The organism is Brevibacterium sp. LAARM2_SD2, assembly GCF_057364785.1.
Map to the genome: position 1 here is coordinate 64,541 of NZ_JBNFOM010000009.1, position 14,470 is coordinate 79,010.

A 14,470-nucleotide genomic window follows, 5' to 3' on the forward strand; every position below is an offset into this window, starting at 1 on the left:
ACGATCACCGTGGTTTGACGAGTCCGAGCGCTCATCGAGGTGGGCTGCGTCTGGCGCACCGGCGGTCAGTCGCGCTCAGTCGCGCGGGGCGCCGCGCCGGACGCGACGAACGGCGATGAGCAGGGCGACGATGAGCAGGACGATGCCCAGAGCCCACAGCCAGAGCGCATACCCGGAACCGGCCGGCAGAGTCGCGAGGACGAAGCACAGACCGGCCAGCACCGGCAGGATCACCATCAGCAGTCGGGTCATCGACACTCCTCTCTCCTTCGACGCTATCGAGCAACGTCGCCTGTGGTCAACAGGCCGGAGCGCGGAGGCAGCGCGACGGTCGACGGTGCGGCCGCCGCGAAGCGCGGCGACCGGGCCCAGCGAAGCGACTGGCGCACAGCGGTGTGCTTCCCAGCGAGGTGGATCCGGCTCGAGAAACACCGAAGAATCGAGCGGAATCCACCTCGCTGGAGCGCTCAGTCGCGCAGCGCGCGGCGAACGATCGCGGAGCAGCAGGCCGACTGCGGACCGGCAATGGTGCAGAATCCAGCGCCAAAACCTACGGGCGTTCGGCGATGAGCACGAGGAAGCCGCTGTCGGGTTCGAAGGGGTGGATCTCCCACGTCGAGAGCTTGAGGCTGACGATCATGCCTGTTGCCTCGATGTCGGCGATGAAGTCGGCGAAGTCGTAGCCGCGTCCGGCCCCGAAGCCGGCGACGAAGCGCCCGCCGTGCTTGAGCGTCGACTTGATGTTGGTCAGTGTCTGGCGTCGCGACGCCGGATCGAGGAACGCCAGCACGTTGCCGGCGCACACCGTGACGTCGATGTCCGTGATCCCGGCGGCGGCGAAGTCGAAGTCGGCGAGGTCGCCGGTGTGCCACTCGCCGCGCGGGAAGTCCTCCTCGGCGACGGCGATGAGGAACTCGTCGAGGTCGACGCCGTAGACCGTGTGCCCGGCGCCGATGAGCAGACCGCCGACACGACCGGTGCCGCAGCCGGCGTCGAGGATGCGTCCGCCGCGGGGCGCCATCGCATCGACGAAGCGCGCCTCTCCCCCGATGTCATGGCCGGCATCGACGAGGTTGCGCCAGCGCTGGGCGTAGTTCGCCGAATGGTCGGGGTTGTTCGCGCGGATGCGGTTCCACTGGTGATCGAAGCTCATCGCCTCAGTCTAGGCCCACGTGGATGCGCTCTCCCTCGGCGGAGAAGAGGGTGAGCACCTCCGCCGCCGAGGTGGTCGCACTGGCGATCCCGTGCGGTTCCCGCGTGTCGAATTCGGCGGCCTCCCCCGTGGCCAGAGTGGTCACCGTGGCCCCGAGTTTGAGGTCGACGGTTCCACTGAGCACGTAGAGCCATTCGTACCCGCCGTGCGCTCGCTGCGTGATCGGATCCCCCGGCCGGTGCCCGGGCAGGACGATCTTGACGGCCTCGACCGGCGCATTCCGGTTGGTCAGCGGCAGGAACACCATGCCGTGAGCGCGGATCGGGGTCGGGCGGATCCGCGGGTCGCCCGTCGACGGCGCTCCGACGAGGTCGTCGAGGGCGACCCGGTAGATGCGGGCGAGCGCGATGAGCAGGTCGAGGGTGGGCCGCCGCCGTCCCGATTCGAGGCGGGAGAGCGTGCTCACGGACGCATCCATCTGCTCGGCCACCTCGGCGAGGGTCAGTCCCCGCGCGGTCCGGGTCTCCCGCAGCCGCGGGCCGATCGCTTCGAGCACGGGGTCGAGCGCATCACCGTCGGTGCCGTGAGACGAGCCGCCGGCGCCGTGCACATCGACTCTGCCGTGCGGGTCGCGGGGTGAACTGTCCATGGCTCCTCACTGTAGCGGTCTCATGGCGGCGGCCCGGTCCGCTGCGAGGCGCGACCGCTCCGGCTCGCTCATGCGAAGACCTCGGCGACCACCTCGGCGACGGCGGCCACCGGCGCGCTCGGGGCGGGCACGGTGAGCACGATGATCTCCCGGCCGCCGGCCCCGGTGACGGGATGAAGGGCGACGTCGGGTCCGCCGAGGGACATCATGATCGGGGTCGCGAGCGTGAGGCCGAGGCCGGTGCCGGCGAGCGCGAGGGCGACGGCGGTGTCGGTGACGATGTGGCTCTCCTTCGCCTGGATCCCCAGCGCCGAGGTGGCCAGCCGCATCGCCCGCCCGAAGAGATCGGTCGCCGGCGGCAGGATCCAGTCCGCCTCGGCGAGCTCGCCCGGTGACGGCAGCGGCCGGCGGCGGGGTGACGACGCCGAAGTCCTCGGCGGCCACCGTCGTCCAGGTCAGGCCGCGCATCGGCGGCAGCGGCACGGCCGGGTAGTCGATGCCGATGCCGAGGTCGATGGCACCGTCGATGACGGCGGCCGACATCGTCTCGACGTTGACCTCCCGGGCGCGGACGACGATGTCGGGGTGGCGCTCGGCGAGCAGACGGACGATGAGCGGCAGGCCGATGGTCGACGTCGACCCGAACACCCCGAGGGTGACGATCGCCTCGCGCTCGAAGTCGCGGCCGAGCATCGCGAGCTCCGCCTGCGCCTGGGCGGCGAGGATGCTCCGGGCGCGCGGGAGCAGGGTGCGGCCGGCCTCGGTGAGCACGAGCGAGCGGCCCCGGCGGATGACGAGGTCGGAGCCGACGGTGCGCCGCAGCGCGCTCATGTGCTGGGAGACCGCCCCGATGCTGTAGCCCAGCGCTTCGGCGGCACGCGTCATCGAACCGCGTTCGGCGACGACGACGAACGTCTGCAGCTGCCCGAGCGTCCAGGTCATGGGCACAGACTAGCGGTTTTTAAGGAATCGTGAAAACAGTCTTCACAGACTCTGCCTTGTCCTTAAATGTGTTCGGTCGCACAATGGTGGACAAGCCGACAACGGTGTCGGCCCCGAACCAGCTGAGGTGCAGTGTGAACGCAGATGTGGTCATCATCGGCGGCGGCGTCATGGGCGCGTCGATCGCCTTCAACCTCGCCGCCGCGGGGGCAGGGAGCGTCGTCCTCGTCGAACGCGACGTTCCGGGGTCCGGGTCGACGTCGAAGGCCGCCGGCGGGGTGCGCTGTCAGTTCTCCGACGAGGTGAACATCGCCCTGTCCGTGCGCAGCCTCGAGATCCTCCGCGACTTCGAATCGCGCTTCGGCATCGACATCGATCTCGTCTCCAACGGCTACCTCTTCCTCCTCGACTCCCCCGAGGCGGCGAGCACGTTCGCCGGCAACGTCGACCTCCAGCGGTCGCTCGGCCTCGATTCGCAGATGCTCACCGTCGCCGAGGTCGCAGCCCTTGCCCCCTACGTCGACACCGCGGGTCTCGTCGCCGGGGCGTTCAACCCCGGTGACGGGCACTGCACCCCCGAGTCCGTCGTCGCCGGCTACATCGGCGCCGCCCGTGACCGCGGCGTCACCGTGCTCACGTCCTGCGAGGTCACCGGCATCCTCACGAAGGGCGCCGCCGGGAAGCGGACGATCACCTCGGTGGAGACGACGGCGGGCCCGATCGCGTGCTCACAGGTCGTCTGCGCGGCCGGCGCCTGGTCGGGGCTGATCGGCGAGATGGCAGGCGTCGACCTGCCCGTCACCCCTCTGCGGCGCGAGATCATGGTGAGCGAACCCGTGGCGTTCGACACCTCCGCGATGCCGTTCACCATCGACTTCGCCACCAGCTACTACGTCCACCCCGAAGGCCCCGGACTCCTCTTCGGCTGTCCCGATGCCGAGGACCGGTGGGGGTTCGACGACCGCCGCGACCCGGAGTGGCTGTTCCGGCTCTCCGAGCTCATCGACCGGCGCACCCCGGACCTCGCCGACGTCGACATCCGACGCGGCTGGGCGGGCCTCTACGAGATGACCCCCGACCACAACGCGCTCATCGGGCAGGCCCGCGAACTCGAGGGCTTCACCTACGCGTGCGGGTTCTCCGGCCACGGGTTCCTCATGGGCCCGGCCGTCGGCGAGGTCGTCGCCGACCTCCTCACCGGCCGCACCCCGTTCGTCGACGTCTCCCCGCTCGACAAGGACCGCTTCTCCCTGACGGGCCTGCGCAAGGAGCTCAACATCGTGTGACCATGACTCCCCTTCCTCCCGCTTCGATGCTCGCACCCTAGCCGCCGCCACTGACACACCCATCCGCCACTGACACACCCATCCGCCTGAGACACAGTGAGGACCATGATGACCACGACCTCCACCGCCACCGCTCTTCCCACCGATGACACCGTCGCCGCCCTCCTCGACGAGGGGCTGCGCGCCTGCGGCGTCGACGCCGCCGTGCTCGCCCCCGACTCGACGAGCGGGCAGACGCTGACCGCTCGCTCCCCGATCACCGGGCAGGTGCTCGCGACGATCGCCGCCGACTCCCCGCAGACCGCCGCGGCGAAGATCGGGCAGGCAGCCGCAGCCTTCGCGACCTGGCGGGACGTCCCCGCTCCCGTCCGCGGCCGGCTCGTCAGCCGCTGGGGTCAGCTGCTTGCCGAGCACAAGGAGGAGCTGGCGAAGATCGTCACCGTCGAGGCCGGCAAGACTCCCTCCGAAGCCGCCGGCGAGGTCCAGGAGATGATCGACATCTGCGAGTTCGCGCTCGGCCAGTCCCGCCAGCTGTGGGGCAAGACGATGCCGAGCGAACGTCCGGGTCACCGACTCATGGAGACGTGGCATCCGCTCGGAGTCGTCGGCGTGATCTCCGCGTTCAACTTCCCCGTCGCCGTGTACTCGTGGAACACCGCCCTCGCGCTCGTCGCCGGAGACGCCGTGGTGTGGAAGCCCTCGGAGAACGCCGTGCTCGCCGCCCTCGGGGCGCAGTCGCTGCTGGCCCGGGCCGCCGCCGAGGTGGGGGCACCGGAGGGTCTCGTGCCCGTCCTCGTCGGCGGTCGCGACATCGGCGACGCCATGGTCCGCGACGACCGCGTGGCGTTGGTCTCGGCGACGGGGTCGGTGCGCATGGGCCGTGAGGTCGGTCCGGTCGTCGCCGAGCGCTTCGGACGCGTCCTGCTCGAACTCGGCGGCAACAATGCCGCGATCGTCACCCCGAGCGCGGACATCGACCTCGCGCTGCGCGGGGTCGTCTTCGCCGCCGCGGGCACCGCCGGGCAGCGGTGCACGACCCTGCGCCGCCTCATCGTCCATGAGTCGATCGCCGAGGAGTTCGTCGAGCGGATCGTCGCCGCCTACGCGACCCTGAGCATCGGCTCGCCCACGGACGATGGGGTGCTCGTCGGGCCGCTCATCAACTCAGGCGCCTTTGAGGCGATGCAGTCGGCGCTGGGCCAGGCAGAGGCCGAAGGGGGAACCGTGCTCACCGGCGGCGGTCGCGTCTTCGCCGAGGAGCGACCCGACGCCCACTACGTCGAACCCGCGCTCGTGCGGATGCCCGCGCAGACCTCGGTGATGGAGTCGGAGACCTTCGCCCCGATCCTCTACGTCGTCACCTACAGCGACCTCGACGAGGCGATCGCCCTCCACAACGGGGTGCCGCAGGGGCTGTCCTCGGCGATCTTCACCTCCGACCTCGCCGAGGCGGAGACCTTCCTCTCCCGTTCCGACTGCGGCATCGCCAACGTCAATATCGGCACCTCGGGTGCGGAGATCGGCGGGGCGTTCGGCGGTGAGAAGGAGACCGGCGGCGGCCGCGAATCCGGTTCGGATGCGTGGAAGGCCTACATGCGGCAGGCGACGAACACGATCAACTACTCCGGCGAGCTGCCCCTGGCCCAGGGCGTCGAGTTCCACTGAGGCGGCAGTCGGCGGTCACCGGCCCCTCACCGCAATGCGATGAGCTTCTCGATGGCCCTTCTGCGCCGGGCGAGATCGGCCGACTCAGTCTCGATCCGGGCGACGTTCTCCCGGATCCGGGCCGCGACCTGCGGGCACATGCCGATCGGCAGATCCGGGTGCTCACCGAGGCACGGCAGCATCACCGCGATCGCGTCGAGGTTGAACCCGGCACCGAGCAGCCGGCGGATGCGCGCAACCGTGCCGACCGCCTCGGCGCCGTGTTCGCGATACCCTGTCGACGTGCGCGATGAGACCAGCAGACCTCTGTCCTCGTAATGCCGGATCGAGCGTCGTGCGCCTCGGCGGAGTCGAGGCCACGGTGCTCTCCGCCGTCTATGTCATCGCCTTCCAGGCCGGCATCGTCGCAGGCACCTGGGCCGGTGGAGTCAGCCTCGGCGCCGGCGCCCTTCCGCCGCTGCTCTGCCTGGGACTCGCGGTGCTCACCCTGCCGTTCATCCTCGCCACCACGGGGACTTCACGGTCGAGCAGCAGGGCATCGGTGACCTGACCCGGAAGGTCCGCCGGCCGGCGCGGGGAACTAGACTGGCCGGTGAGCCCAGACCCCAGAGGAGAGCACCCGTGATTGAGCTGAAGACACCCGCCGAGATCGACAAGATGGCGGTGACCGGTCGCTTCGTGGCGAACACGCTGGCCGAACTGTCTCAGACCGCCGAACCCGGCATGAACCTCATGCACCTGGAGAAGCGAGCTCGCACGCTCATCGAGCAGGCCGGAGCGAAGTCCTGCTACTGGGACTATGCTCCCTCGTTCGGGTCGGGTCCGTTCCGCAACGTCATCTGCCTCTCCGTCAACGACGGCGTCCTCCACGGCAAACCCCACGACTACGTCATGGCCGACGGTGACCTCCTCACCCTCGACTTCGCCGTGTCCATCGACGGCTGGGTCGCCGACGCCGCCCGCTCCGTCATCGTGGGCACCGGCACCGAGGAGGACCAGCGCCTCATCGACTCGACGTGGGCCGGCCTCGAGGCGGGGATCGGTGCCGCGCAGGCCGGCAACCGCCTCGGCGACATCTCCCAGGCGATCGGCGACGTCGCCGATGCCGAGCGCATCCCGGTCAACCTCGATTTCGGCGGTCACGGCCTCGGGCACACGATGCACGAGGACCCGCACGTCGCCAACCGCGGCAAGGGCGGGCGCGGCATGGTGCTCAAGCCGGGCCTGACGCTGGCGATCGAACCGTGGTGGTCGTTCACGTCGAAGAAGCTCAAGGTCGACCAGGACGGGTGGACCCTGCGGGTGGCCGACGGCTCGAACGGCGCCCATTCGGAGAACACGATCGCCATCACCGAGGACGGCCCCCGGGTGCTCACCGTCGCCGACTGAGGTCTGCCCCGGACGTCATGTCCGTGGGGTGCGCGTCATGTCCGTGGCGCACACGTCATGTCCGTGGCGCATGCCAGACTTGCCGTATGTCTTTCACCTGCACCGAATGCGGATACTCGACCGTGAAGTGGCTGGGGCGATGCCCCGAATGCCAGGCCTGGGGCACTCTCGAGGAGAAGGGCGCCGGTTCGACGTCGGTGAAGACGAAGGTGAAGAAGTCGAGCGGGGCGAAGTCGATCACCGAGGTGGACACGACCCTTGCGGTGGCGAAGCGGACCTTCGTCGACGAGTTCGACCGAGTGCTCGGCGGCGGCATCGTCCCCGGCGGGGTCATCCTGCTCTCCGGGGAGCCCGGAGTCGGGAAGTCGACTCTCCTCCTCGACGTCGCTGCGCGCGCCGCGAAGTTCGAGTCGACGGTCCTCTACGTCACCGGTGAGGAGTCGGCCGGCCAGGTGCGACTGCGCGCCGACCGGATCAACGCCCTCGAGGAGAACCTGCTGCTGGCCGCGGAGACCGACCTCGGCGCCGTGCTCGGCCTCATCGAAGCCGAGAACCCCGACCTGCTCATCGTCGACTCGATCCAGACGCTGGCCTCCTCGGAGGTCGACGGAGTGCCCGGCGGGGTCACCCAGGTCAGGGAGGTCGCTGCCGCCCTCATCCGGGAAGCGAAGTCCCGGTCCCTGTCGACCGTGCTCGTCGGCCACATCACGAAGGACGGCACGATCGCCGGACCCCGCCTCCTCGAGCACCTCGTCGACGTCGTGTGCACGTTCGAAGGCGAGAAGCACTCCCGGCTGCGGATGCTGCGGGCGATCAAGAACCGGTTCGGTCCCACCGACGAGGTCGGCTGCTTCGACATGGAGGAGAACGGGATCAAGAGCCTCGAAGACCCCTCCGGCCTCTTCCTCTCCCGCGCATCGGGGTCCACGCCGGCGGCACGTGCCTGACGGTCAATCAGGAGGGCAAACGGCCGCTGCTCGTCGAGGTGCAGTCCCTGGTCACCGAGGCCGCGGCAGGTCAGACGCGGCGTTCGGTGTCGGGGGTCGACTCGTCGCGGGTGGCGATGATGATCGCCGTGCTCAGCCAGAAGGTCTCCGCGGCCGGGTTCGCGAAGTCCGATGTCTTCGTCGCCACGGTCGGCGGGGCCAAGCTCGTCGAACCGGCCAATGATCTGGCGATCTGCCTGTCCCTGGCCTCGGCCGCACTGGGGCGGGCCCTCTACGCGAAGTTCGTCGCGATCGGCGAGATCAGCCTCTCGGGTGAGATCCGCAATGTGCCCAACCTCGGCCAGCGGCTCAGCGAAGCGGCACGGTTGGGCATGACGCGGGCGATCGTCGCCCGGGGCGCGCTGCGCAACGTCTCGATCCCCGACGGCATGGTCGTCAAGGAATGCGAGCACGTCGCCGAGGCGGTCGAGCTCGTCCTCAACGACAAGGACAAGTGAGCGGGTGGCCGGGCGGTGGTCGCCGGTCGTGACGGGGCGGCCGCTGCGCCCGGCGCGTGATGTCGCGGACGGCGTGGCCGGCGCGTGATGTCGCGGACTGCGGACGGGAGAAAATCCGAGACTTCCGCAGCTAAACAGGGCATGCTTGAAAGATGACCACGACAGTGTTTCCGGCGCTGCGGACGACGGACATCGCGGCGACGACCGCCATGCTCGTCACCCTCGGCTTCGTCGAGCGCGTCACGGTGCGGGACGAGGACGACCCGAGCCTCGTCCTCCATGCCGAATACGCGCTCGGTGAGACCGGCGGAGTGATGATCGGGTCCGTGCGCCATGACGGTTCGGCCCTCGACAGCGTCGGCGGGGCGGCGATCTACGTCGTCGTCCCCACCGAACGGGAGGTCGACCGGCTCTACCGTGAGATCCGCGAGCTCGGGCATGCGATTGTGAGGCCGGTGGCCACGCAGTCCTACGGCGGACGGGAGTTCGCGTTCCGCGACCACGACGGCAATTCGTGGGGTGTGGGCTCGTACCGCGGCGTCTGAGCGGGCTAGCCGTCGGAGTTCTCGGTCTCCGTGGGCTTCGGAGTCGGCGACTCGGTCGCCTTCTTCTCCTCCTCGGCCTTCTTCTTGTCGGCGGCTTCCTTCTCCTTGGCCTTCGTCGCCTCGTCCTTCTCGAGTTCGAAGGGCACGGGTTTGCTCTCTGTGTCGCCGAGTTTGACGATGAGATCGTACGTGCCCGGTTCGAAGCCCTTGCTCGCCTTGTTGCAGTTCTTGTCGACGCGGACGCGGTTCCATTCGAACTGGGCGGTCTTCTGGGACTGCGGTGCGAACTCCGTCGGCGCCTCGGCGTTCTCATCGTCGTCGGCTGCGCAGTACTTCGAGGACCACACGACGTCCCCTTCCTGCTCGACGACGAATTCCTGCTGCTTCGTGCCGACCTCGATGAGGCAGGTCGCCGTGTGGGTGTTGCCGATGACCATCTCGAACTTCGGCTTCGTGTTCTCGTCGTAGCTCTTCTTGTCGGCCTTCGCGCTCACTGAGACGGAGTCCGGCGGGCAGGCACCGCTGGCCGCCTGCGCGTCGGGGACCGGAGCCTGAGGTGTCGGCGAGGCGCTCGTGGGAGCGTCAGCGGCGGTCGGCTCCTGATCGGACAGACCGCCGATCGCCTTCGTGATGCCGACGACGCCGAGCACGATGAGCCCGATGACGACGAGGCTGAGCACCGCCAGGGTGATCCTCCGCCGACGGTAAACGTGCGCAGGCAGCTTGCCGCTAGACTGGCGGGGCTGTTTCGGCTGCGAACCACGATCGGAAGGAGTCATCGCAATGAGCCTAGGCAATTGCGAATGCGCATCCAAATGACACACCGCACCTCTGCCGAAACTGGGATCACCCCCACAGCACCGGGCTTTCCGGACGTGTCCGAGTCCGCGATCGAACGCGTCCAGACGACGATCATCGACTGGTTCGCGGCAACCGCCCGACCCCTGCCATGGCGGGCAGAAGGCACCTCGGCGTGGGCGGTCCTCGTCAGCGAGATCATGTCCCAGCAGACCCCGGTCTCCCGCGTCGCCCCACGCTGGAGCGAATGGCTCGAGCGCTGGCCCACCCCCGCTGACCTTGCGGCAGCCCCCACCGCCGAGGTGCTCCAGCGGTGGGATCGCCTCGGCTACCCGCGTCGTGCGCTGCGACTGCAGGAAGCCGCGAGAGTCATCGCCGACGACCACGACAACCAGGTGCCGGACACTGCTGCCGCTCTCGAGGCGCTGCCGGGGATCGGCGCGTACACGGCGGCAGCCGTCGCCTCGTTCGCCCACGGCGAGCGCACCACTGTCCTCGATACGAATGTGCGCCGGGTCCTCATCCGCGTCTTCGCCGGCCGCGACCGGCCCACGGTGTCACCGAGCCGCAGGGAGACCGTCTGGGCCGAACAGTTCGTTCCCGCGACCGATCATGTGGCCTGGAACGCCGGGGTCATGGAGTTCGGTGCCCTCGTGTGCACCGCCCGCAGTCCGAAGTGCGAGGAATGCCCGCTCGCGGACATCTGCGCCTGGAACCTCGCCGGACGCCCGGTCTCAGCGTCGAAACCGAAGACCCAGAAGTGGGCCGGCACGGACCGACAGCTGCGCGGCGCGATCATGGACGTGCTCAAGGCCGCGCATGCAGAAGCCGCCGAGGCGGGCGATCGGTCGACCTCGGTCGTCGAGGGGGTCTCGGTGGCCGAGAGTTCATCGGCTGCCGACGGGTCCTCGGTGGTCGAAGGGGCGGCGAGCGCAGCCGCAGGTCGCAGGTCCGCCGCGACCGATGCTGTCGCGGTCGATCTCTTCACGGCACCGACTGCCGACCTCGATGACGAATGCCTCGCCGCCTTGGGCCCGGCCACCTCGGTGAAGCTGACGACGATGCGCGATCTCAGCGCGGACGCCGACCGCATCTCACGACTCATCGCCGATCTCGTCACCGACGGGTTGGCGCACCGCAGCGGGGACCGCCTCAGCCTGCCGCGGTGACGGCCGGGCACCCGGCCCGATTCCGGCGGCCGGATCTACAGGTACTTGATCATTCGCGTGTTGCCGAGAGTGTTCGGCTTGACCCTGGCGAGGTCGAGGAACTCGGCCACACCTTCGTCAGCAGAGTGGAGGAGTTCGACGTAGACCTCCGGTGAGACGGGAATGCCCTTGATCGGCTCGAAGCCGAGGGAGCCGAAGAATCCGGTTTCGAACGTCAGGCAGAAGACCCTGTCGACCCCGATCTCCTCGGCGTCGGCGAGGAGCTGGCGGATGAGGGCCTTGCCCACTCCCCTGCCCCGGTAGTCAGGGGACGTCGCGACGGTGCGCGCCTCGGCGAGGTCGGACCAGATGATGTGGAGGGCCGCGCAGCCGGCGAGGACTTCGCTGCCGTCGGGTCGCTCGTCGACGACGAGCCAGAACTCCTGCAGCGACTCGAAATACGTCACCGTGTCCTTCGCGAGGAGGATGCGCTCTTCGGCCAACGGGGCCACGAGCGCTTCGATTCCCTTGACGTCGACGTCCGGGCCCGTCGCAGCCGCAGCCCACTGGGAAGTCCGTGGGTCTGGTGGTGGTCGGAGGCGACGAGTCCGTGGTCGAAGGTGGCTGAGCTCATCCCCTCATTCAACACCATCGCGCGCAGGCCGACGGTGCGTCCACTCAGGTCTGCGCCACAGTGACGGCGATTGTGCGCCGCCTCCAGGGTGATCTCGAGCCTGAAATCGCCATGAACCTGGCGCAGAACGCGGGGCGGCCCGGACAACACGAAGCGGCCCCGGGCGAGAACCGAAGTTCTCGGGCCCGGGGCCGCTTGCGGAGGGTGACTATTCGCTCAGCGGACCGCTGTCAGTCAGCGGACCGCTGCCGGTCAGGACGCCGAACCGGTCGACCCGGCGCCGGCGAGCTCGCCGCCGGAGGACGAATCGTCGGATCCGGAGGTCGGGAACGTTTCGGTCTCGACGCCTTCGAAGGTGAACTGCGCGTCCTTGCCTTCGCCCTCGATGTCGACCTTGATCGTCTGACCGCGGCCGATCTCCTTGAAGAGGATCTTCTCCGAGAGCTGGTCCTCGATCTCGAGCTGGATCGTGCGGCGCAGCGGACGTGCACCGAGCACCGGATCGTAGCCGCGATCGGCCAGCAGGTTCTTGGCCGCATCGGTGAGCTCGACCTTCATGCCCTGATCCGCCAGACGCGTGTCGAGGCGCTCGAGGAACAGGTCGACGATCTCGATGATCTCTTCCTTGTTCAGCTGCGGGAACACGATCGTGTCATCGACGCGGTTGAGGAACTCAGGACGGAAGTGCTGCTTGAGCTCTTCGTTGACCCGCTGCTTCATCCGGTCGTAGTTGGTCTTGGTGTCACCCTCGACCTGGAATCCCATCTGCAGACCGCTGGAGACGTCGCGCGTACCCAGGTTGGTCGTCATGATGATGATCGTGTTCTTGAAGTCGACCTCACGACCCTGCGAGTCAGTGAGTCGGCCGTCCTCGAGGATCTGCAGCAGCGAGTTGAAGATGTCCGAGTGGGCCTTCTCCACCTCGTCGAAGAGGACGACGGAGAACGGCTTGCGACGCACCTTCTCCGTGAGCTGACCGCCCTCTTCGTAGCCGACGTAGCCGGGAGGCGAACCGAAGAGACGCGACACGGTGTGCTTCTCCGAGTACTCCGACATGTCGAGGCTGATGAGGGAATCCTCGTCGCCGAAGAGGAACTCCGCGAGAGCCTTCGCGAGCTCGGTCTTACCCACACCGGTGGGACCGGCGAAGATGAACGAACCCGACGGACGCTTCGGATCCTTCAGACCCGCACGGGTCCGGCGGATCGCCCGCGAGATCGACTTGACCGCATCGTTCTGGCCGATGATGCGCTTGTGCAGCTCGTCTTCCATCCGCAGCAGACGCGAGGACTCCTCCTCGGTGAGCTTGAAGATCGGAATGCCGGTGGCAGAGGCGAGCACCTCGGCGATGAGATCGGCGTCAACGGTCGCGGAGGTGTCCTTGCCGCCCTTGCGCCAGGCCTCGGTCTGCTCGTCCTTCTCGTGCTGGAGCTTCATCTCCGAGTCCCGCTCAGAGGCAGCCAGCTCGAAGTCCTGAGCGTCGATCGCAGCTTCCTTGCGGTGACGGGCCTCAAGGATCTTCTCCTCGAGGTCGCGGATCTCCTGCGGCACCGACAGCCGCGAGATGCGCAGCTTCGCTCCCGCTTCGTCGATGAGGTCGATCGCCTTGTCCGGCAGGTACCGGTCGTTGATGTAGCGATCGGACATGTTGACGGCGGCCGCGAGAGCACCCTCGGTGATCGTCACCTTGTGGTGCGCCTCGTACTTGTCGCGCAGGCCCTTGAGGATCTCGATCGAGTGCGCGAGCGAGGGCTCGGGCACCTGGATCGGCTGGAAGCGGCGCTCGAGCGCAGCGTCCTTCTCGATGTGCTTGCGGTACTCGTCGAGGGTCGTCGCACCGATCGTCTGGAGCTCACCGCGGGCGAGCATCGGCTTGAGGATCGATGCGGCGTCGATGGCGCCTTCGGCGGCACCGGCACCCACGAGCGTGTGGATCTCGTCGATGAAGAGGATGATGTCACCGCGCGTGCGGATCTCCTTGAGCACCTTCTTCAGACGTTCCTCGAAGTCACCGCGGTACCGGGAGCCGGCGACGAGGGAGCCGAGGTCGAGCGTGTAGAGCTGCTTGTCGGTGAGGATCTCGGGAACCTCGCCGTTGACGATCGCCTGCGCCAGACCCTCGACCACGGCGGTCTTGCCGACGCCGGGCTCGCCGATGAGAACCGGGTTGTTCTTCGTGCGGCGGGAGAGGATCTGCATGACGCGCTGCATCTGCTCGTGCCGACCGATGACCGGATCGAGCTTGCCCTCACGGGCGGCGGCGGTGAGGTTGCGGCCGAACTGGTCGAGGACGAGCGAGCCCGAGGGCGTGCCCTCTTCGCGACCGCCGGCAGCGACCGGCTCCTTGCCCTGGTAGCCCGAGAGCAGCTTGATGACTTCCTGGCGCACCCGACCGAGGTCGCGCCGAGCTTGACGAGGACCTGAGCGGCCACGCCCTCACCCTCGCGGATGAGACCGAGCAGGATGTGCTCGGTGCCGATGTAGCTGTGGCCCAACTGCAGGGCCTCACGGAGACTGAGCTCGAGGACCTTCTTCGCGCGCGGAGTGAACGGGATGTGCCCGCTCGGCGCCTGCTGTCCCTGCCCGATGATCTCCTGGACCTGATCGCGAACCTGTTCGAGGGAGATGTCCATCCCCTCGAGAGCCTTGGCCGCCAGGCCTTCACCCTCGTGGATGAGGCCGAGCAGGATGTGCTCGGTTCCGATGTAGTTATGCTTGAGGAGTTTGGCCTCTTCCTGGGCGAGCACCACCACTCGGCGGGCTCGGTCAGTGAACCGCTCGAACATATTCACCCTCCTGGAGTTCTGGTATCTGTAG

The 14,470-nt window shown here is 68.3% G+C and carries 12 protein-coding genes and 3 pseudogenes; 7 read left to right on the forward strand and 8 right to left on the reverse strand.

Translation table 11 applies throughout. From position 1 onward, the window contains the following. Window positions 1-75: 75 nt before the first annotated feature. The 4 genes from AC2W7K_RS07690 to AC2W7K_RS07705 all read right to left on the reverse strand — a co-directional run bounded on the left by AC2W7K_RS07690 (window position 76) and on the right by AC2W7K_RS07705 (window position 2,744). The gene (locus AC2W7K_RS07690; protein ID WP_198500734.1) at window positions 76-252 is read right to left on the reverse strand and encodes a cytochrome c-type biogenesis protein; all 177 of its coding nucleotides are present in this window, start codon (window positions 250-252) and stop codon (window positions 76-78) included. 298 nt (window positions 253-550) lie between these two features. Further along, on the reverse strand, window positions 551-1,153 hold the full coding sequence (locus AC2W7K_RS07695) for a class I SAM-dependent methyltransferase (RefSeq protein WP_198500733.1): 603 nt from the start codon (window positions 1,151-1,153) through the stop codon (window positions 551-553). A 4-nt stretch (window positions 1,154-1,157) separates the two neighbouring features. Continuing rightward, complete coding sequence (locus AC2W7K_RS07700; protein WP_198500732.1) at window positions 1,158-1,802, reverse strand: helix-turn-helix domain-containing protein; 645 nt, start codon at window positions 1,800-1,802, stop codon at window positions 1,158-1,160. A 6-nt stretch (window positions 1,803-1,808) separates the two neighbouring features. Then, the gene (locus tag AC2W7K_RS07705) at window positions 1,809-2,744 is read right to left on the reverse strand and encodes a LysR family transcriptional regulator (protein WP_486005953.1); all 936 of its coding nucleotides are present in this window, start codon (window positions 2,742-2,744) and stop codon (window positions 1,809-1,811) included. 134 nt (window positions 2,745-2,878) lie between these two features. Here AC2W7K_RS07705 and AC2W7K_RS07710 point away from each other — a divergent pair, with 134 nt between their 5' ends. Together AC2W7K_RS07710 and amaB are read left to right on the forward strand one after the other, a co-directional pair. Continuing rightward, window positions 2,879-4,030, forward strand: coding sequence for an NAD(P)/FAD-dependent oxidoreductase (locus AC2W7K_RS07710; RefSeq protein WP_232623858.1), 1,152 nt, complete (start codon window positions 2,879-2,881; stop codon window positions 4,028-4,030). Window positions 4,031-4,138: 108 nt separating this feature from the next. Continuing rightward, window positions 4,139-5,695, forward strand: coding sequence for an L-piperidine-6-carboxylate dehydrogenase (amaB, locus tag AC2W7K_RS07715; RefSeq protein ID WP_198500901.1), 1,557 nt, complete (start codon window positions 4,139-4,141; stop codon window positions 5,693-5,695). Window positions 5,696-5,721: 26 nt separating this feature from the next. On the opposite strand, the gene AC2W7K_RS07720 is transcribed toward amaB, so the two are convergent. After that, window positions 5,722-6,021: a MerR family transcriptional regulator gene (locus tag AC2W7K_RS07720; protein ID WP_198500900.1), complete on the reverse strand. Its 300-nt coding sequence runs from the start codon at window positions 6,019-6,021 to the stop codon at window positions 5,722-5,724. Here AC2W7K_RS07720 and AC2W7K_RS07725 point away from each other — a divergent pair. The 4 genes and pseudogenes from AC2W7K_RS07725 (at window position 5,985) to AC2W7K_RS07740 (ending at window position 9,073) form a co-directional block, all read left to right on the forward strand. Continuing rightward, window positions 5,985-6,245, forward strand: a complete 261-nt coding sequence (locus AC2W7K_RS07725; protein ID WP_198500729.1) for a hypothetical protein — start codon at window positions 5,985-5,987, stop codon at window positions 6,243-6,245. The two genes, AC2W7K_RS07720 and AC2W7K_RS07725, sit on opposite strands and share 37 nt — an antisense overlap. A 71-nt stretch (window positions 6,246-6,316) precedes the next feature. Further along, complete coding sequence (gene map, locus AC2W7K_RS07730) at window positions 6,317-7,084, forward strand: type I methionyl aminopeptidase (protein ID WP_198500728.1); 768 nt, start codon at window positions 6,317-6,319, stop codon at window positions 7,082-7,084. A gap of 86 nt (window positions 7,085-7,170) precedes the next feature. Beyond that, window positions 7,171-8,528, forward strand: a pseudogene (radA, locus tag AC2W7K_RS07735) (DNA repair protein RadA). A 152-nt stretch (window positions 8,529-8,680) separates the two neighbouring features. Beyond that, window positions 8,681-9,073, forward strand: a complete 393-nt coding sequence (locus AC2W7K_RS07740) for a VOC family protein (RefSeq protein ID WP_232623857.1) — start codon at window positions 8,681-8,683, stop codon at window positions 9,071-9,073. 5 nt (window positions 9,074-9,078) lie between these two features. Here AC2W7K_RS07740 and AC2W7K_RS07745 read toward each other — a convergent pair whose 3' ends face one another. Then, window positions 9,079-9,753, reverse strand: a complete 675-nt coding sequence (locus AC2W7K_RS07745; protein WP_198500898.1) for a hypothetical protein — start codon at window positions 9,751-9,753, stop codon at window positions 9,079-9,081. A 195-nt stretch (window positions 9,754-9,948) separates the two neighbouring features. On the opposite strand from AC2W7K_RS07745, the gene AC2W7K_RS07750 reads away from it, so the two are divergent. Then, complete coding sequence (locus AC2W7K_RS07750; RefSeq protein ID WP_332839544.1) at window positions 9,949-11,040, forward strand: A/G-specific adenine glycosylase; 1,092 nt, start codon at window positions 9,949-9,951, stop codon at window positions 11,038-11,040. 35 nt (window positions 11,041-11,075) lie between these two features. Here the strand turns inward: AC2W7K_RS07750 and AC2W7K_RS07755 are convergent. Then, window positions 11,076-11,653 (reverse strand): annotated as a pseudogene (locus AC2W7K_RS07755) (amino-acid N-acetyltransferase). Window positions 11,654-11,905: 252 nt separating this feature from the next. After that, window positions 11,906-14,439 (reverse strand): annotated as a pseudogene (locus AC2W7K_RS07760) (ATP-dependent Clp protease ATP-binding subunit). Window positions 14,440-14,470 lie beyond the last annotated feature (31 nt).